Genomic DNA, 17,802 nt, shown 5'->3' with positions numbered 1-17,802 from the left:
CTCATTCGGCGCCTCCGCCCGGCACATACCAGCGCGTCGCGATCAGCTCCGGCTCGTCGTGCGCCTTCAGCCGTTCCCAGTGGCGGTCGGCGTCTTCCACGAACAGGTCGCGCGCAATCGCCTGGGCCAGGCGGGTGGCGCCGATGGCAAGGCCGGGAATATCGCCCGCGAGCGCGCCGTGGCTCATCGTGGCGCCCCAGTTGAACAGGCGCATGCGCGACAGCGCCGCGGTCGCGTCCGGCGGGCCGGGCGCATGGGCACGCAGCTCGAAGCCCGCGCCGAGATAGGGAAAGCGAGCGGGCTCGGGGTGGCGCCGCGCTTCTTCGGCCGGCACGTGGCGCGCCCAGGTGTCGACGAGCGGCGCGTAGCGGCCGATCTCGGGCCGGTCGAGCAGGTCGACGTCGAAGCCGGTGCCGAAGATCACCGCATCGAAGCGCTCGCTGCCGCCATCGGGCAGGGTGACCGTCACGCCGTCTTCGCCGGGCACCACGTCCAGCCAGGGCGTGCCCAGGCGCAGCGTAAAGGCCGCATGCGCGTCGCAGCGGCGCACGCTCTCCCAGGGCGGCGGCACCTGCTCGTCGAAGATGTAGGTGTAGACGCGCCATTTGCGCGGATCGTCCAGTCCCTCGAAGCCACGCAGGAAGCCGTGGCTGGAGGCGGCCTTGCTCTTGTTGACCTGCGGCAGCTGCGGCCGGCGCGCGAACAGCTGCACCTCGGCGGCACCGGCCTCCAGCGCGCTGCCCGCGTTGTCGAAGGCCGAGGCGCCGGCGCCCAGCACGCCGATGCGCTTGCCTTCGAGCGCGGCGAAGTCGATGGCATCGGCGGAGTGGAACACCCGGCCGGCCGCGAGCGGATCGTCGCGCCGCAGCGTCGGGAAGTCCGGCCAGCGCGGTGCGCCGCTGCCGTCGCGGCCCAGCGCCAGCACGAGCTGACGGGCGCGCACGGTTTCGCGCCGGCCGTCGGCGCCTTCGAGCTCGATCGAGAGCAGGCGGCCGCCTTCGCCGTGCGAGACCGAGCGCAGGCTGAGGCCGTTGTCCACGGGCAAGCCGATGGTGTCGCGCACCCACAGCAGGTAGTCGCGCCAGTCGATGCGGCCGATCTTGTGCAGCGCCTGCCAGCCCTCGCTGCCGTGCTGCGCCTCGTACCAGGCACGGAAGGAGAGCGAAGGCACGCCCAGCTCCGGCCCGCCGACCTGCTTGGGACTGCGCAGCGTCAGCATGCGCGCGTAGGTGCCCCAGGGGCCTTCCTCGCCGCGCACGGCGCGGTCGATCACGCGGATGTTCGTCAGGCCCTCGCGACGCAGCGCGAAGGCGGCGGTCTGGCCGCACATGCCGGCGCCAGCCACCAGGACGTCGAGCACCGGCTGCGTGCCGGTGGCGGATTCGGCAGGGAGCATCCAGGCCGGGGGCGGGACGTTGATTCGATCGAGGTCGGCGCGCGCGTGGCGGGCGAGGTCCTCGAGCGCTGCGGCGTCGCGCGGACTGGCGGCGAACTGCGGGGGCACCGGCGGCAATGCGGGGGTGGAGGGGTCGTGGGACATGGCGTGAAGATAATCCAGAAGATGATCGCCCTCGACTGCTATTACAGCCTCTCCTCGCCCTGGGCCTACCTCGGCGGCCCGCAACTGCAGGACATCGTGCGCCGGCACCACGTGCGCCTCACGCTCAAGCCCTACGACTTCCAGGCCGTGGTGCCGCAGACCGGCGGCATTCCGCTCAAGACGCGACCGCAGGCCCGCCGTACCTATCACGCGCTCGAGCTCGCGCGCTGGCGCGACTACCTGGGCATGCCGCTGGTGCTGGAGCCCGCCCACTATCCCAAGGGCCAGCCCGCAGATCCGAACTGGAACAAGTACCCGGGCTGGATGGTGATCGCCGCCCAGCTGCAGGGGCTGGATGCACAGCCGCTGTCGCATGCGCTGCTGCGCGCGCTGTGGGCCGAGGAGCGCGACACCTCGGATGCCGCTGTGCGTATCGCGGTGGCCGACGAGAACGGCTACGACGGTGCCGCGCTGCTGGCGCTCGAGCAGGCCGCCGAGACGCAGGCCGCCTACCGCGCCAACAGCGCCGAGGCGGTGGACAAGGGCGTGTTCGGCTCGCCGACCTACGTGCTCGAGGGCGAGCGCTTCTGGGGGCAGGACCGGCTTGGATTCCTGGACCGGGCACTGGACCGCCTGCGCGGCTGAGGGCAATCCTGCGCGGCAGATAATCCGGCGATGCGAATCCGCTTCACCAAGATGCAGGGCGCCGGCAACGACTTCGTCGTGCTGGACGAGACCCGCGGCGCGCTCGGCCTCGACGCGGCGCAGTACCGCTTCCTGGCCGACCGCCATTTCGGCGTGGGCGCCGACCAGATCCTCAGCGTGCGACCCGCGCCGGCCGAGGGCGTCGACTTCCAGTACGTGATCCACAACGCCGACGGCGGCGAGGTCGAGCAGTGCGGCAACGGCGCGCGCTGCTTCATGCGCTTCGTACGCGAGCACGGCCTGACCGACAAGGACCAGGTGCGGGTCCAGACGCTCTCCGGCGTGATCGAGCCGAGGATGGGCGAAGACGGCCGGGTGACGGTGGACATGGGCGCCCCGATCTTCGAGCCCCAGCGCGTGCCCTTCGACACCGCCGGTCTGGACCCGCAGCACGACAACGGCTGGCACACCTGGCACCTGGCCCTGGGCACGCATGCCGACAGTGCGAAGGTCTCGGTGGCAGTGCTCTCGATGGGCAATCCGCACGCGGTGCAGATCGTGCCCGATGTCGACGCCGCGCCGGTGGCGAAGCAGGGCCCGGCGATCGAGCACCACCCGCGCTTTCCCCAGCGCGTGAATGCCGGCTACATGCAGATCGTCGACCGCGGCCATGTGCGCCTGCGGGTGTTCGAGCGCGGCGCCGGCGAAACCCTGGCCTGCGGCACCGGCGCCTGCGCCGCGGTCGTGGCGGGCATCCGCCTCGGGCGGCTCGACTCCCGCGTCGACGTGCAGACCCGCGGCGGGCTGCTGACCATCGAGTGGGCCGGCGACGGCGCGCCGGTGCTGATGACGGGCCCCGCCGTCACCGTGTTCGAGGGCGACATCGAGGTCCCCGACGCCCCATGAACTCCATCCACCGAGACGCCATGAATCCCATCACCGAAGACGACATCGCCAACTACCTCTCGAACACGCCGGACTTCTTCGAACGCCATGCGCAGCTGCTGGCCCAGGTGCAGCTCACCAGCCCGCACGGCAACCGCGCCGTGAGCCTGCAGGAGCGCCAGGCCGAGATGCTGCGCGAGAAGATCAAGGCGCTGGAGCATCGCGTGATGGACATGGTGCGCCACGGCACCGAGAACGTCGTCACAGCCGACCGCCTGCAGCGCTGGACCCGCGGCCTGCTGACCACGCGCGATCCGCGCGCGCTGCCCACGCGCATCGCGAGCGACCTGGAGACGCTGTTCGTGGTGCCGCAGGTCGCGATCAAGATCTGGGACTGCGACAGCAGCTATCTCCACGAGCCCTACGCGCAGCAGGTGAGTGATGACATGAAGGCGCTGGCCACCTCGCTGAGCGCGCCCTATTGCGGCCTCAACGCCGGCTTCGAGGTCGCCGGCTGGCTGGCCGAGCCGCAGGCTGCGGTGTCGATCGCGCTGATCCCGCTGCGGCCCGAGCCCGAGGCACCGGCCTTCGGCCTGCTGGTGCTCGCATCGCCCGATGCGCATCGCTTCAACGCCGAGATGGGCACCGACTTCCTGGAGCGCATCGCCGAGCTGGCCTCGGCGGCGCTGTCGCGGCTGCGTTCTTGATTGCACGGCGCGCGCTGTCGGGCGCGCTCGTCGTGCTGCTGCTGGGCTATGCCGCGATCCACGCAACGGTCTGGCTGCATGCGCGCGAGCGGCTTGCGCATCCGCCGGCGCGGGTGGCCGACGCGGCGCTGGTGCTCGGCAACCGCGCGTATCGCGACGGCCGGCCCAATCCCTGCCTGACCGGGCGCGTCGATGTCGCCATTGCGCTGGCGCGGGCGGGCCTGGTGCGCCAGCTCGTTTTCTCGGGAGGCATCGACAAGGAAGACGGCCGCATCGAGGCCGAGGTGATGCAGCAGCATGCGCGCGCCGCGGGCTACGAGGGCGCGCTGCTGCTGGAGCCGGTGTCGCAGTCCACGCGGGAGAACCTCTCGATGTCACGACCCGTGCTCGAGGCGGCGGGCGTGCAGCGCGTGATCGTTGTTACCGAGCCCTACCACCTGTGGCGCGTCGAGCGCCTCGCGCGCGCTGTCGGCTTCGACCGCCGCTTCGAGGTGCAGTACGCCGCCGCGCCCACCACCTGCTGGCAGCGCTGGGGCATGGCCTTCCGGGGTGCGTTGCGCGAGCCGCTGGCCATCGTGAACAATGCCGCCAATGGATACCTCCACTGAATCGCCGCTCGTCGAGCGCTACCTCGAGCACGTGCGGGTCGAGCGTCGGTTGGCAGATCGCACCGTCGAGCTCTATGCGATCCACCTCGAGGCTCTGGTCGCGAACGCCGCCGCCGCCGGGCTGCCGCTGGAGCAGGTGCAGACCGCGCATGTGCGCCGCTGGATGGCGCAGTTGCACAGCGCGGGCCGGGAGTCGCGCGGCATCGCGCTGGTGCTGTCCTGCTGGCGCGGCTTCTACCGCTGGCTGGGCCACGAAGGGCGGATCGTTGCGAACCCGGTGCAGGACGTGCACGCGCCCAAGGCCGGGCGGCCGCTGCCTAAGGCGCTGGCGGTCGACGAGGCGGTGCAGCTTGCGCAGCTGCATGACGAGGAGGCCGATCCCTGGACCGAGGCCCGCGACCGCGCCATCGTCGAGTTGCTCTACGGCTGCGGCCTGCGCGTCGGCGAGCTCACCGGCCTCGACCTGCGCGCGAGCAACACGGCGCGCGGGTGGGTGGATCTCGACGCGCAGGAGGCCAGCGTGCTCGGCAAGGGCAGCAAGCGGCGCACCGTGCCGGTGGGCGCGAAAGCGGCCGAGGCGCTGGCCGATTGGCTGGCGCGGCGCGAGGACTGCGCGGCGCTGCCGGCGGCGCGGCTGCGCGATCCGGCCGGCGCCGCGGCGCTCTTCATCGGCCGCACCGGCACGCGCCTGTCGTCGCAGGCCATCTGGCGCCAGCTGCGCCAGCGCAGCCTGAAGGCGGGCCTGGCCGCGCCGGTGCATCCGCACATGCTGCGCCACTCCTTCGCGAGCCACGTGCTGCAGTCCAGCAGCGACCTGCGTGCCGTGCAGGAGCTGCTAGGGCACGCCAGCATCTCGACCACGCAGGTCTACACGCGCCTGGATTTCCAGCACCTCGCCAAGGCCTACGATGCGGCGCATCCGCGGGCGCGCGCGAAGGAAGAAGGGGGCAAGAAATGAAAGCACTGCGCCTGCGCCCCGGCAAGGAACGCTCGCTGCTGCGCCGTCACCCGTGGATCTTCGAATCGGCCATCGCCAAGGGCGGCGGCGATGCCGGCGAGACGGTGCGCCTCGAGGCCGACGATGGGCGCTTCCTGGCGTGGGCGGCCTTCAGCCCCCATTCCAAGATCCGCGCGCGGGCCTGGAGCTTCGACGAGCAACAGCGCATCGACGCGGCCTTCATGACGTCGCGGGTGGCGAGCGCGGTGGCGGCGCGGGAACGCTTCGAGCTGCCGAGCGACGGCGTGCGCCTGGTGCACGGCGAGGCCGATGGCCTGCCGGGGTTGATCGTCGATCGCTACGCCGACACGCTGGTGGCGCAGTTCCTGTCGTCCGGCGCCGAGCGCTGGAAGAGCGTGCTGGCCGATGCACTGCTGGCGGCCACCGGCCTCGAGAAGCTCTACGAGCGCTCCGACGCGAGCGGCCGCGAGCGAGAGGGGTTGGCGCCCGCGGCCGGCTGGCTGCGCGGCAGCGGGCCCACCGAACTGACCATCCGCGAGCACGACTGGCAGCTCACGCTGGACATCGCCACCGGGCACAAGACCGGCTTCTACCTCGACCAGCGCGACAGCCGCAGGCGTTTCGCCGAGCTGGCGCGGCACCGGCGCTTCCGGCGCGTGCTCAACTGCTTCTGCTACACCGGCGGCTTCACGGTGGCGGCGATGGCCGGGCTGAAGGCGGCGGGCGCGCTCGATGGCGCGGAGCTGCTGTCTGTCGACTCCTCGCTGCCGGCGCTGGAGCGCGCGCGTGCCCATGTGGCCCTAAACGGCTTCGAAGGGGCCAGCGCCGAGTTCCTGGATGCCGACGTCAATGCATCGCTGCGTCGCTTTCTCGACCAGGGCCGAAGCTTCGACGCCATCGTGCTCGACCCGCCCAAGTTCGCCCCCACCGTGGCCCATGCCGAACGCGCGGCGCGGGCCTACAAGGACCTCAACCGCCTGGCGCTGAAGCTGCTGGAGCCGGGCGGCGTGCTGCTGACCTTCTCCTGCTCCGGCGGCATCGGCGCCGACCTGTTCCACAAGATCGTGGCCTCCGCCGGGATCGATGCGGGGGTGGACGGCTACATCAGCGAGCGCCTGGGCGCGGCGCCGGACCACCCGATGACCATCGAGTTCCCCGAGGGCGAGTACCTGAAAGGCCTGGTGGTGGTGCGCAAGTGAGCCGCACTGCCGCCACGAGGCGAACAGCACCGCAGCAAGAGGCGAAGGCTTCCAGTGAGCCGCTCGCCGCTCTTTGCCCCTGACGGAGCGTGGTTCCGGGCGCGTGGCTAAACTTCCCGCCTTTCCCTCGTCCCCATTCCCGGAGCATCCATGGCCCTGATCCCTGCCACCATCCTCACCGGCTTTCTCGGCTCCGGCAAGACCACGCTGCTCAAGCGCATCCTGACCGAGGCGCACGGGCAGAAGATCGCCGTGATCGAGAACGAGTTCGGCGAGGAGAACATCGACAACGACATCCTGGTCACCGAGTCCAAGGAGCAGATCGTGCAGATGAGCAACGGCTGCATCTGCTGCACCATCCGCGAGGACCTGCGCGAGGCCCTGCAGCTGCTGGCCGCGAAGAAGCGCAAGGGGCTGCTCGACTTCGACCGCGTGGTGATCGAGACCACCGGCCTGGCCGACCCGGGCCCCGTGGCGCAGACCTTCTTCATGGACGACGAGATCGCCGAAAGCTATCTGCTGGACTCCATCCTCACGCTGGTGGACGCCAAGCATGCGCCGCAGCAGCTCAATGACCGCCAGGAAGCGCGCCGCCAGGTGGGCTTCGCAGACCAGATCTTCATCAGCAAGACCGACCTGGTGGCGGCCGAGGAGACCGAGGCGCTGATCCACCGCCTCAAGCACATGAACCCGCGTGCCCCGCAGCAGAAGGTGCATTTCGGCGACGTGCCGCTGAAGGACGTGTTCGACCTGCGCGGCTTCAACCTCAACGCCAAGCTGGACATCGACCCGGACTTCCTGAAGGAGGAAGACGAGCACGACCACCACGACCACGAGCACGGCGAGCATTGCGATCACCCCTCGCACAAGCACGAGGGCCACGGCCACCATCATCATCACGATGACGACGTGAAGAGCTTCGTCTTCCGCGCCGACCGGCCCTTCGACCCGGCCCGGCTCGAGGACTTCCTTGGCGCGATCGTCAACATCTACGGCCCGCGCATGCTGCGCTACAAGGGCGTGCTGAACATGCAGGGTACCGAGCGCAAGGTGATCTTCCAGGGCGTGCACCAGTTGATGGGCAGCGACCTCGGCCCGGCCTGGGGGCCGGACGAGAAGCGCAACAGCCGCATGGTGTTCATCGGCATCGATCTGCCGCGCGAAATCCTGGAGCAGGGCCTGGAGCAGTGCCTGGTCTGACCGCGATCGCCTGACCTTCTATACAATCGCGCGCCTGTTCCGGACGTCAGGCATCGTCCTTCCCGGGACGATGTGTGACTTTTGGCATAGAGCGGCACACGTTTTCGGCCTGCTTTCGGGGGTATAACCCCTGGGTTCGCCGCGGGCGAGCCCCCTCGGGCAGCAGTGGTGCCCATGGGAGTAGATCCCTTTGAAAGCGCGAACCAGTTCGTCGAAGGAGCCAGTCACCGTGAAGAAACCAGTCGCCCAGGCAAAGCCCGTGTCCAGACCGGCCGTCAAGAAGACGGCGGTTGCCAAGCAGGCTGCGCCCGCCGCGAAAAAGGTTTCCGCGCCCAAGACCGTCGGGCCTGTCGCGCCGCCGAAGCCTTCTGCCACGAGCAAGGCCAAGGCTGCGGGTGCAGGTGCTTCCTCATCAACCAAGGCGGCAGGCCCACGCGCCGCTGCATCAGCTTCATCGATTCCCGTTAAAAAGGCGGCTGCGGCCCCTGCCGCAGCGACACCTGCTATGACCACTCCGAATACCCCCACCGACACCCCTCCCTCCAACGCACCCGCTCGCGGCGGGCGTGTCTCGCGGCTGTCGCAGCTGACCGTGCCGTCCATGCCGCAATCGGTGGCATCCACCGCGGCCAAGTCCAGTTTTGTCCAGGACTTGAAAACCGCGCTGGTGCCGCCTCCGCCGGTGGCCATCAAGAAAGATCCGAAACTCGCCAACAACTGGAAGACCAAGTCGGCCGAGGAGCTCAGCGACGCCGAGGTGATCGCGATGCCGGACTCGGAGTACATGAACGAGAAGCAGATGGCCTTCTTCCGGCTCAAGCTGCAAGCGCTCAAGCGCGGCATCCTCGAGAACGCCGGCGAGACCACCGAGCACCTGCGGGAAGACACCGTCGTGGTGCCCGACCCGGCCGACCGCGCCACCATCGAGGAAGAGCATGCGCTCGAGCTGCGCACCCGCGACCGCGAGCGCAAGCTGCTGAAGAAGATCGAGCAGTCGATCCAGCGCATCGACGCTGGCGACTACGGCTACTGCGACGAGACGGGCGAGCCGATCGGCGTCGGCCGCCTGCTGGCCCGTCCGACGGCCACGCTGTCGCTCGAGGCGCAGCAGCGCCGGGAGCTCAAGCAGAAGATGTTCGGCGACTGAGTCCCGACGCATCGAAGGGAGTCGCTGCGCATGGCCAAGGAAGACACCGGCCGGCTGCTGTCCAAGGTGGCCAAGTTCGTTCGCAATCCGCTCAAGGATTGGTCCGAGCTCGATGCCGAGGAGTCCTCGCAGCTCGAGAACGGCTACAGCCGCGAGATGCTCAAGGAAATGATCGAGCGGCGGCAGCGCAATGACTTCGTGCGTCGCCGCGAGTTCGACATGCTGCGCAAGCTGCGCCAGCGCGAGGCCGCCGGCGGGCGCGACGCGGCGGCTACCCCGTCTTCCTTCAACATCAGCAGCACCACCGGCAAGACCGAAGGCCGTGCACTCACGCTCAAGAAGATCGCCGAGATCGAAGAGCAGATGTCGCAGCAGTGGTGGAAGAACCGCGGCCCCGGAGGCCAGGGGCCGGAGGGGGATGGCAAGGCAAGCGGCGACATGGCTGCCCAGCACGCGCGCGCCTACGCCGACACCGTGCCCGGCGTGTCGCCGCCGCAAGGCGCCGCCGGCGCGGCGGCGGTGCCCTCCATTTCCGACGGCTGCATCGAGGAGGCCGCGATCCGCTTCGCCCATGGCGATGACGCCGGCACCGAAGCCATCCTGCTGCAGGCGCTGGCGCCCGAAGCGTCGAGCGCCGATCACGACGACACTTGGCGGGCGCTGTTCGACTTCTATCGCGCCGTCGGCGATGCAGAGAAGTTCGCTGCGGCGGCCGTGCGCTACGCGCAGCGCACGAAGCGCAACCCGCCCGAATGGATCTCGTTGCGTGCAGTGGCGCGCCACGCCCAGGTCGCGGCGGCATCGGCCATCAGCGCGCCGGCCCCGGCGCCGGTCGGTGGCGCCGACTGGGCCAGCCCAGCGGTTCTCAGGCGTGAAGACCTGCTCGGCCTGACGCGCGCGCTCGGCGCAGCCGGCCCCATTTGGAAGCTGGATTGGAGCGCGCTCGATGTCATCGAGCCCGACGCTGCGGGACCGTTGCGCGCGCTCTTCAACCACTGGGCCGACTCGGCAGTGCAGCTGCGCTTCGCCGGCGCCGATCGGCTGCAGATCGCACTCACCCAGGCCACGCCGGTCAACGAACGGCGGGTCGATGCCATCTGGTGGCAACTGCACATGGCCGCGCTGCGTGTCATGCACCGGCCCGACGAGTTCGAACTGCTTGCGCTCAACTACTGCATCACCTACGAGGTGTCGCCCCCGCCCTGGGAAGACCCGAAGGGCGATTTCGGCGAGCTCGAGGTGCCGCCGGCAGCTGCAGCCCGGCCTTCCGTGTCGTCTGCCACGGCCCAGCCCTCGGTGTCGTCGAGGTTCTCGATCTCGGGACGTGACGACGAACTGATCGGCGCCGACGCGGCGCCGACGCATGCCGGGGCCGGCCACGGCTCGCTGGCCGGAGAGCTCGCTGGCGAATCGCTCTCGACCTGGGAGCGCCTCGACAAGGAACTGGCCGGTGCGCAGGGCCTGTCGATTTCCTGCGCCGGGCTGGTTCGTCTCGACTTCGTGGCTGCCGGTTCGCTGCTGAACTGGGTCACCGCCCGCGATGCGCGCGGCGAGCGGGTCGCTTTCGTCGACGCGCATCGGCTGATCGCCGCCTTCTTCGGCGTGATCGGGATCGCGGACCACGCCGAAGTCGGGATCAGGGCGAACTGAGGCCTGGCTCCTCCACGCAGGTGCCCTGCGCCGCACGTTGGCCTCTTTGCCGAAGAGGTCGCCGCAACGGGTTATTCTGTTTCCCGCCCCCCCTTCCTATCCTCCGGCTTGCATTCGTGCAGGCCATAGCCATATTGCCTCGATGGAACAATTTCACGGAACCACGATCATCAGCGTGCGCCGCAAGACCCCGAACGGCGACCAGGTCGCGATCGGTGGCGATGGCCAGGTCACGCTGGGCAACATCGTCATCAAGGGCAGCGCGCGCAAGGTGCGCCGGCTCTACCAGGGCAAGGTGCTCGCCGGTTTCGCCGGTGCCACGGCCGATGCCTTCACTCTCTTCGAGCGATTCGAGGGCAAGCTCGAGAAGCACCAGGGCCACCTGGCGCGCGCTGCCATCGAGCTGACCAAGGACTGGCGCACCGACCGCGTGCTGCGCCGCCTGGAGGCGATGCTGGCCGTCGCCGATATCCACAGCTCGCTGATCATCACCGGCAACGGCGACGTGCTGGAGCCCGAGAACGGCGTCATCGCGATCGGCTCCGGCGGCGCCTATGCCCAGGCCGCGGCCAAGGCGCTGCTCGACCACACGGAGCTGAGCGCCGCCGACATCGTGAAGAAGTCGCTCGAGATCGCGGGCGAGCTCTGCATCTACACCAACATGCACCACACCATCGAGACCCTGTGAGCCCAGTGAGTAACCCCATGCCCATGACCCCACAGGAAATCGTCTCCGAGCTCGACAACCATATCGTCGGGCAGCCCGATGCCAAACGCGCCGTCGCCATTGCGCTGCGCAACCGCTGGCGCCGCCAGCAGGTCGACGAGAAGCTGCGCGCCGAGATCACGCCCAAGAACATCCTCATGATCGGCCCCACAGGCGTGGGCAAGACCGAGATCGCGCGCCGGCTCGCGCGCCTGGCCGACGCGCCCTTCATCAAGGTCGAGGCCACCAAGTTCACCGAAGTGGGCTACGTGGGCAAGGACGTCGACTCGATCGTGCGCGACCTTGCCGAGATGGCCGTCAAGCAGACGCGCGAGAGCGAGAGCGCCAAGGTGCGCATGCGCGCCGAGGACGGCGCCGAGGAGCGCATCCTCGACGTGCTGCTGCCCCCCGCCCGCACGGCCGACGGCTCGAACGCGGAGAGCAGCAACGCCACCCGCCAGGCCTTCCGCAAGAAGCTGCGCGAGCACCAGCTCGACGACAAGGAGATCGAGATCGAGCTGGCCGAGCAGCGCGCCCCGCTCGAGATCATGGGCCCTGCCGGGATGGAGGACATGACCGAGCAGTTGCGCGGCATGTTCGGCCAGCTGACCCAGGGCCGGCGCAAGACGCGCAAGCTCAAGATCGGCGAGGCCATGCGGCTGCTGATCGAGGAGGAGGCGGCCAAGCTGGTCAACGAGGAAGAGATCCGCACCCAGGCGATTCACAACGCCGAGCAGAACGGCATCGTCTTCATCGACGAGATCGACAAGGTCGCCACCCGCAGCGAGGCGCAGGGCGCCGACGTGTCCCGCCAGGGCGTGCAGCGCGACCTGCTGCCGCTGGTGGAGGGCACCGCGGTGAGCACCAAGTACGGCGTGGTGCGCACCGACCACATCCTCTTCATCGCGAGCGGCGCCTTCCACCTGAGCAAGCCCAGCGACCTGATCCCGGAGCTGCAAGGCCGCTTTCCGATTCGCGTCGAGCTGCAATCGCTTTCCGTGGCCGATTTCGAAAGCATCCTGACGCAGACCCGCGCGTCGCTGGTCAAGCAGTACCAGGCGCTGCTGGCGACCGAAGGCGTGACGCTGGAGTTCACGCCCGACGGCATCACCCGGCTCGCGAGCATCGCGTACGACGTCAACGAGCGCACCGAGAACATCGGCGCCCGGCGCCTCTCGACCGTGATGGAGCGGCTCCTCGACGAGGTAAGCTTCGATGCCGCCAAACTCGATGGCCAGAGCGTGCGCATCGACGCTGCCTACGTGGATGCACGCCTGTCGGCACTAAGTCACGACGAAGACCTCTCCCGATTCATCCTCTGATCGGGCTTTTGCACTCGTACGGTTCACGCAACACATTCATTGCGTGAGCTAAGTGCTTCACCTGCAACGGAAATCGGTGTTTTTGAAGCTTCAAAAACACCGCTAAGTCGTTGATTCCATTACAAAAAATAGCCGCGACGCCCGTTGCGTGGTAGGTGTTTCCTGCTACAGTGCAAAAAAGTGCAGTTAAGTGGGAAAAAGTGTCCGTTCGTGCCTCGCCGAGGTGCACGGCGCCTTTCCAAGACAGGGGTTCGCGGTCGTGTTTCAAGGGGCTTCATCGCTCAGTCTCGATGCCAAGGGGCGGCTTTCCGTGCCGACCCGGCATCGTGACGTCCTGAGCGCGACGGCCGGCAGCCAGCTCACGATCACCAAGCACCCCCACGGCTGCCTGATGGTGTTCCCGCGTCCGGAGTGGGAGAAATTTCGCGAGCGCATCGCGGCGCTCCCGATGTCGGCACAGTGGTGGAAGCGCGTCTTCCTGGGCAACGCGATGGACGTGGACATGGACGGCACCGGCCGCGTGCTGATCTCCCCCGAGCTGCGTGCGGCCGCCGGCATCACGCGCGACGCGCTGCTGCTCGGCATGGGCAACCATTTCGAGCTCTGGGACAAGGCCACCTACGACGCCAAGGAGGCCGAGGCCACCCAGGGAGAGATGCCCGATGTGTTCCAGGATTTCTCCTTCTGAGGCCGGCAGTGCAAGCGCCATGGAGCCATACGACCGTGTTGTTGAAGGAGGCAGTGGAAGCCCTCCTTCCCGGCACCGCGTCCGGCGCCGGGACCTACGTGGATGCCACCTTCGGCCGCGGCGGCCATTCCCGGGCCTTCCTGGAGAGACTGTCGCAGGCCGGCCGGCTGATCGCGTTCGACAAGGACGCGGAAGCGGTGGCCGAGGCGGCGCGCATCGAGGATGCGCGTTTTTCCATCCGGCACCAGAGCTTCGACCACCTGGGGGAGCTGCCGCCGCGCAGCGTCGCCGGCGTGCTGATGGACCTCGGCGTGAGCTCCCCCCAGATCGACAACCCCGTACGGGGTTTTTCTTTTCGTTTCGACGGTCCGCTCGACATGCGCATGGACACCACGCGCGGCCAGAGCGTGGCCGAGTGGCTGGCAACGGCCGAAGTGCAGCAGATGGCGGAGGTGATTCGTGACTATGGCGAGGAACGGTTTGCTGTTCAGATTGCAAAGGCGATTGCAGCTCGCCGACAAGAACGGGGCCCAATTTCAACCACCGCCGAGCTGGCCGAGCTCGTGGCTGGCACGGTCAAAACCCGCGAGCCGGGCCAGAACCCTGCAACGCGCACATTTCAGGCTCTTCGGATTTTCATCAACGCCGAGCTTGAAGAGCTGCAACAGGCGCTAGAGGCGAGTCTCTCCGTGCTGCAACCCCAGGGCCGGCTCGCGGTGATCAGCTTCCATTCGCTGGAAGACCGCATCGTGAAGCAGTTCATTGCCAGGCATTCGCGCGAGGTCTACGACCGCCGCGCGCCCTTCGCCGCGCCCCGCGCGATGAAGCTGCGCGCGCTTGGCCGCATCAAGCCGACGCAGGCCGAGGTGGACGCGAACCCCCGGGCGCGCAGCGCGATCCTGCGCGTGGCCGAGCGGACCGAGGAGCTCTGACCGTGGTTCGGCTCAATCTCGTCCTGCTGCTGGCGGTGATCGCCTCGGCGATCTACCTGGTGCACACGCAGTACCTGTCGCGCCAGCTGTTCACCGAGCTGCACCGGGAGCAGAGCGAGACGCGCCGCCTGGAGCTCGAGCGCGACCGGCTGGAGGTCGAGAAGCGCGCCCAGGCGACGCCGCTGCGGGTCGAGCGGCTGGCCAAGGAGCAGCTGAAGATGCGCACCACCACCCCGGCCATCACGCAGTACGTGCGCGCCGACGGCACGGTGATCCCGGCAGTCGTGGCGCCCGCGACGCCGCCTGCGGCGCCTGCAGTCCGTCCCGGAGCCGCCGCGGCGCCGGCGCGCAGGAGCACTCCGTGAGCCGCCGCAGCGTCCAATACACGACCAGCCCGCTGCTGGCGAGCAAGACGCCGGTCTGGCGCAGCAAATTCATCGTCGCTGCGATTGCCTTGGGCTTCCTGGTGCTGGCCGGCCGCGCAGCCTATGTGCAGGTGTTCGGCAACGCCTTCTTCCAGCGTCAGGGCGAGGTGCGCTTCGCCCGCACGCTGGAGCTGCCCGCCAACCGCGGCCGCATCCTGGACCGCAACGGCCTGCTGCTCGCCTCCAGCGTGGTCGCGCCCAGCATCTGGGCCATTCCCGAGGACATCGAGCGCGACGACCCGGAGGTCAAGGCCAAGCTGCGCCAGGTCGCGAAGCTGCTGGGCATGGCGCAAAAGGACTTCGACAAGAAGCTGGAGGACGAGGACAAGACCTTCGTCTGGATCCAGCGCCAGGTCGACGAGCCCATCGCCAAGCAGATCGCCGAGCTCAACATCAAGGGCCTCTACCAGCGCAAGGAATACAAGCGCCAGTACCCCGAGGGCGAGGCGGCCGCGCACGTGGTCGGCTTCACCGACGTCGAGGACAAGGGCCAGGAAGGCATCGAGCTCGCCTTCAACAAGGAGCTGGCAGGCAAGGCCGGCTCCAAGCGCGTGATCAAGGACCGCCTCGGCCGCGTGGTCGAGGGCATCGGCGAGCAGGTGCCGCCGCTGGACGGCAAGGACATCCAGCTCTCGGTGGACAGCAAGGTGCAGTTCTTCGCCTACCAGAAGCTGCGCGACGCGGTCACCGCCAACAAGGCCAAGGCCGGCAGCGTCGTGGTGCTGGATGCCATCACCGGCGAAGTGCTGGCGCTGGCCAACTACCCGAGCTACGTGCCCGACAAGCGGCAGAACCTCACCGGCGAGCAGCTGCGCAACCGCGCGCTCACCGACACCTTCGAGCCCGGCTCGACCATGAAGCCCATCACGGTCGCAATGGCGCTGGAGGCCGGGCGCATCAAGCCGCAGACGCCGATCGACACCTCTCCGGGGCGCTACAGCATCGGCGGCTTCACCATCAGCGACACCCACAACTACGGCCTGCTGACGGTCGAGGGCGTGATCCAGAAGTCCAGCAACGTGGGCGCGTTGAAGATCGCCCAGAAGATGACCCCGCACGAAATGTGGGACACCTACACCGCACTGGGCTACGGCCAGAAACCGCAGCTCCAGTTCCCCGGCGCCGTGACCGGCCGGCTGCGCCCGTGGAAGAGCTGGAAGCCGGTCGAGCAGGCCACCATGGCCTACGGCTACGGGCTTTCGGCCTCGCTCTTCCAGATGGCCCATTCGTACACCGCCTTCGCGCACGACGGCGCCATCATTCCTGCCACCATCCTCAAGAGCGAGGAGTCGGCCGTAGGCGTGAAGGTGTTCTCGGCGCAGAACGCGCTCGCGGTGCGCAAGATGCTGCAGATGGCCGCGGGCCCCGGCGGCACCGGCCAGCGCGCCCAGACCATCGGCTACTCGGTGGGCGGCAAGTCGGGCACCGCGCACAAGCAGGTCGGCAAGGGCTACGCGAGCAACAAGTACCGTTCCTGGTTCACCGGCATGGCGCCCATCGAGAAGCCGCGCATCATCGTGGCGGTGATGATCGACGAGCCGAGCGCCGGCCAGTACTTCGGCGGCCTGGTGGCGGCACCCGTGTTCAGCGAGGTGGTGCAGCAGACGCTGCGCATGATGAACGTACCGCCCGACCTGGCAGTCAAACCGCTGGTCGTGACCAACGGCGTGGAGGAAAGCTTCTGATGCTGGCGCTGCGCAATCCTCTCGATGCCGCGGGCTGGTTGAAGTCGCGCGTGCGCGGCACGCTGCATGCCGATAGCCGTCCGGTTGGTGAGGGCGACGGCTTCGTCGCCTGGCCGGGTGCGGCCACCGACGGCCGGCGCCACGTCGCGGCGGCGCTGGCCCAGGGCGCGGTCGCCTGCCTGGTGGAAGCCGAGGGCGTCGAGTCCTTCGGCTTCGACGAGGGTGACGAGCGCATCGCGCGCTATGCCGGCCTGAAGGCCGCGACCGGGCCGATCGCCGCCGCCTTCCACGGCGACCCGTCGTCGCGCCTGGACCTGCTGGCCGTCACCGGCACCAACGGCAAGACCTCGACCGCGTGGTGGCTGGCGCAGGCGCTGGCCGCCCACGATGCAACGCGGCCCTGCGCCGTGGTGGGCACGCTCGGCATCGGCGTGCCGCCCGAGCTCACCTACACCGGCCTCACCACGCCCGATCCCGTGATGCTGCAGCGCGAGCTGCGCGCCTTCGCCGACCGTGGCTTCGGCGCCTGCGCGATCGAGGCCTCCTCGATCGGCATCGCCGAGCGCCGGCTCGACGGCACGCGCATCGCAGTCGCAGTGTTCACCAATTTCACCCAGGACCACCTGGACTACCACGGCAGCATGGATGCCTACTGGCAAGCCAAGGCGGAGCTGTTCCGCTGGCCGGGCCTGCGCGCCGCGGTGGTCAACATCGACGACGTGCACGGCGCCAGCCTCGTGGCCAACCTGGTCGAGCGCGGCGAGGGCGCGCCTGAGCTCTGGACCGTGTCGGCCGCCGGCGCGCCGGCCCGGCTCACGGCGACGGACATCGGCTACGACGCCCAGGGCCTGCACTTCACCGTGGTGGAGCAGGGCGCGGCGCCGCAGCGCATGGAGACGCAATTGATCGGCCAGTACAACGTGGCCAACCTGCTGGGCGTGCTCGGCACCCTGCGCGCGCTCGGCCTCACGCTCGCACAGGCAGTGGCGGCCTGCGCGCGGCTGGACAGCGTGCCGGGCCGCATGGAACGCGTGAGCGTGCCGGGCCGGCCGCTCGCCGTGGTCGACTACGCCCACACGCCCGACGCGCTCGACAAGGCGCTGGCCGGCCTGCGACCGCTGGCACGCCAGCGCGGCGGGCAGCTCTGGTGCATGTTCGGCTGCGGCGGCGACCGCGACACCGCCAAGCGGCCGATGATGGCCGCGGTGGCCGAGAAACAGGCCGACCGCGTCGTGCTGACCAGCGACAACCCGCGCAGCGAGAAGCCCAGCGCGATCATCAGCCAGATCCTGCTGGGACTCGCGCGCCCGGAGGCGGCGCAGGTCGAGCCCGATCGCGCCGAGGCGATCCGCCAGACGCTGGCCCAGGCCGCGCCCGACGACGTCGTGCTGCTCGCCGGCCGCGGCCACGAGGCCTGGCAGGAGATCGCAGGCGAGCGAATCGCGTTCTCCGACCGGGCGCATGCCATCGATGCATTGACACAAGCAAGGAGCGGAACATGAGCC

General features: G+C 69.1%; 17 protein-coding genes. 16 read left to right on the top strand and 1 reads right to left on the bottom strand.

The window, feature by feature from the left end; translation table 11 throughout:
* Position 1: 1 nt before the first annotated feature.
* A complete protein-coding gene (locus ACMGEZ_RS18000; RefSeq protein WP_436823639.1) occupies positions 2-1,540 on the bottom strand; it encodes a SidA/IucD/PvdA family monooxygenase in 1,539 nt (512 codons plus the stop codon).
* A gap of 3 nt (positions 1,541-1,543) precedes the next feature.
* Here ACMGEZ_RS18000 and ACMGEZ_RS17995 point away from each other — a divergent pair, with 3 nt between their 5' ends.
* The 16 genes from ACMGEZ_RS17995 to ACMGEZ_RS17920 all read left to right on the top strand — a co-directional run bounded on the left by ACMGEZ_RS17995 (position 1,544) and on the right by ACMGEZ_RS17920 (position 17,799).
* Complete coding sequence (locus ACMGEZ_RS17995) at positions 1,544-2,185, top strand: 2-hydroxychromene-2-carboxylate isomerase (protein ID WP_436823638.1); 642 nt, start codon at positions 1,544-1,546, stop codon at positions 2,183-2,185.
* Between the two features lie 30 nt (positions 2,186-2,215).
* Positions 2,216-3,091: a diaminopimelate epimerase gene (gene dapF / locus ACMGEZ_RS17990; RefSeq protein ID WP_436823637.1), complete on the top strand. Its 876-nt coding sequence runs from the start codon at positions 2,216-2,218 to the stop codon at positions 3,089-3,091.
* Between the two features lie 20 nt (positions 3,092-3,111).
* Positions 3,112-3,777 (top strand): DUF484 family protein, encoded by a 666-nt coding sequence (locus ACMGEZ_RS17985; RefSeq protein WP_436823636.1) that lies wholly within the window; start codon positions 3,112-3,114, stop codon positions 3,775-3,777.
* A complete protein-coding gene (locus ACMGEZ_RS17980; protein WP_436823635.1) occupies positions 3,774-4,385 on the top strand; it encodes a YdcF family protein in 612 nt (203 codons plus the stop codon). Before ACMGEZ_RS17985 ends, ACMGEZ_RS17980 begins: the two co-directional genes overlap by 4 nt.
* The gene (locus tag ACMGEZ_RS17975) at positions 4,369-5,343 is read left to right on the top strand and encodes a tyrosine recombinase XerC (RefSeq protein ID WP_436823634.1); all 975 of its coding nucleotides are present in this window, start codon (positions 4,369-4,371) and stop codon (positions 5,341-5,343) included. The genes ACMGEZ_RS17980 and ACMGEZ_RS17975 overlap by 17 nt, the downstream gene beginning before the upstream one ends.
* Positions 5,340-6,542, top strand: coding sequence for a class I SAM-dependent rRNA methyltransferase (locus ACMGEZ_RS17970; RefSeq protein ID WP_436823633.1), 1,203 nt, complete (start codon positions 5,340-5,342; stop codon positions 6,540-6,542). Before ACMGEZ_RS17975 ends, ACMGEZ_RS17970 begins: the two co-directional genes overlap by 4 nt.
* A 150-nt stretch (positions 6,543-6,692) precedes the next feature.
* A complete protein-coding gene (locus ACMGEZ_RS17965) occupies positions 6,693-7,742 on the top strand; it encodes a CobW family GTP-binding protein (protein WP_436823632.1) in 1,050 nt (349 codons plus the stop codon).
* A gap of 259 nt (positions 7,743-8,001) precedes the next feature.
* Positions 8,002-8,889, top strand: a complete 888-nt coding sequence (dksA, locus tag ACMGEZ_RS17960) for an RNA polymerase-binding protein DksA (protein ID WP_436823705.1) — start codon at positions 8,002-8,004, stop codon at positions 8,887-8,889.
* Positions 8,890-8,919: 30 nt separating this feature from the next.
* A complete protein-coding gene (locus tag ACMGEZ_RS17955) occupies positions 8,920-10,539 on the top strand; it encodes an STAS domain-containing protein (protein ID WP_436823631.1) in 1,620 nt (539 codons plus the stop codon).
* Between the two features lie 142 nt (positions 10,540-10,681).
* The gene (hslV, locus tag ACMGEZ_RS17950) at positions 10,682-11,227 is read left to right on the top strand and encodes an ATP-dependent protease subunit HslV (RefSeq protein WP_436823630.1); all 546 of its coding nucleotides are present in this window, start codon (positions 10,682-10,684) and stop codon (positions 11,225-11,227) included.
* Positions 11,228-11,244: 17 nt separating this feature from the next.
* Complete coding sequence (hslU, locus tag ACMGEZ_RS17945; RefSeq protein WP_436823629.1) at positions 11,245-12,567, top strand: ATP-dependent protease ATPase subunit HslU; 1,323 nt, start codon at positions 11,245-11,247, stop codon at positions 12,565-12,567.
* Positions 12,568-12,826: 259 nt separating this feature from the next.
* Positions 12,827-13,255, top strand: coding sequence for a division/cell wall cluster transcriptional repressor MraZ (mraZ, locus tag ACMGEZ_RS17940; RefSeq protein ID WP_162578599.1), 429 nt, complete (start codon positions 12,827-12,829; stop codon positions 13,253-13,255).
* An 8-nt stretch (positions 13,256-13,263) separates the two neighbouring features.
* Positions 13,264-14,187 carry a 16S rRNA (cytosine(1402)-N(4))-methyltransferase RsmH gene (gene rsmH / locus ACMGEZ_RS17935; RefSeq protein ID WP_436823628.1) on the top strand — a complete coding sequence of 308 codons (924 nt, stop codon included), beginning with the start codon at positions 13,264-13,266 and terminating at the stop codon, positions 14,185-14,187.
* Between the two features lie 2 nt (positions 14,188-14,189).
* Positions 14,190-14,552 (top strand): cell division protein FtsL, encoded by a 363-nt coding sequence (gene ftsL / locus ACMGEZ_RS17930; protein ID WP_436823627.1) that lies wholly within the window; start codon positions 14,190-14,192, stop codon positions 14,550-14,552.
* Positions 14,549-16,297, top strand: coding sequence for a peptidoglycan D,D-transpeptidase FtsI family protein (locus ACMGEZ_RS17925; RefSeq protein WP_436823626.1), 1,749 nt, complete (start codon positions 14,549-14,551; stop codon positions 16,295-16,297). Before ftsL ends, ACMGEZ_RS17925 begins: the two co-directional genes overlap by 4 nt.
* The gene (locus ACMGEZ_RS17920; RefSeq protein ID WP_436823625.1) at positions 16,297-17,799 is read left to right on the top strand and encodes a UDP-N-acetylmuramoyl-L-alanyl-D-glutamate--2,6-diaminopimelate ligase; all 1,503 of its coding nucleotides are present in this window, start codon (positions 16,297-16,299) and stop codon (positions 17,797-17,799) included. The genes ACMGEZ_RS17925 and ACMGEZ_RS17920 overlap by 1 nt, the downstream gene beginning before the upstream one ends.
* The last annotated feature ends 3 nt before the right edge of the window (positions 17,800-17,802 follow it).

Origin of the sequence: Variovorax stachyos (assembly GCF_051400855.1) — a bacterium.
Classification (GTDB): domain Bacteria; phylum Pseudomonadota; class Gammaproteobacteria; order Burkholderiales; family Burkholderiaceae_C; genus Variovorax.
The sequence above is the reverse complement of the archived record's forward strand: the minus strand, read 5'-3'. Positions and strand labels throughout refer to the sequence as shown.

What these genes read in the sequence shown, in the direction of transcription:
- ACMGEZ_RS18000 (WP_436823639.1), bottom strand. Translation starts at nt 1,540, where the DNA reads ATGTCCCACGACCCCTCCACCCCCGCATTGCCGCCGGTGCCCCCGCAG.
- dapF (WP_436823637.1), top strand. Translation starts at nt 2,216, where the DNA reads ATGCGAATCCGCTTCACCAAGATGCAGGGCGCCGGCAACGACTTCGTC.
- ACMGEZ_RS17985 (WP_436823636.1), top strand. Translation starts at nt 3,112, where the DNA reads ATGAATCCCATCACCGAAGACGACATCGCCAACTACCTCTCGAACACG.
- ACMGEZ_RS17975 (WP_436823634.1), top strand. Translation starts at nt 4,369, where the DNA reads ATGGATACCTCCACTGAATCGCCGCTCGTCGAGCGCTACCTCGAGCAC.
- ACMGEZ_RS17970 (WP_436823633.1), top strand. Translation starts at nt 5,340, where the DNA reads ATGAAAGCACTGCGCCTGCGCCCCGGCAAGGAACGCTCGCTGCTGCGC.
- ACMGEZ_RS17965 (WP_436823632.1), top strand. Translation starts at nt 6,693, where the DNA reads ATGGCCCTGATCCCTGCCACCATCCTCACCGGCTTTCTCGGCTCCGGC.
- ACMGEZ_RS17955 (WP_436823631.1), top strand. Translation starts at nt 8,920, where the DNA reads ATGGCCAAGGAAGACACCGGCCGGCTGCTGTCCAAGGTGGCCAAGTTC.
- hslV (WP_436823630.1), top strand. Translation starts at nt 10,682, where the DNA reads ATGGAACAATTTCACGGAACCACGATCATCAGCGTGCGCCGCAAGACC.
- hslU (WP_436823629.1), top strand. Translation starts at nt 11,245, where the DNA reads ATGCCCATGACCCCACAGGAAATCGTCTCCGAGCTCGACAACCATATC.
- ACMGEZ_RS17920 (WP_436823625.1), top strand. Translation starts at nt 16,297, where the DNA reads ATGCTGGCGCTGCGCAATCCTCTCGATGCCGCGGGCTGGTTGAAGTCG.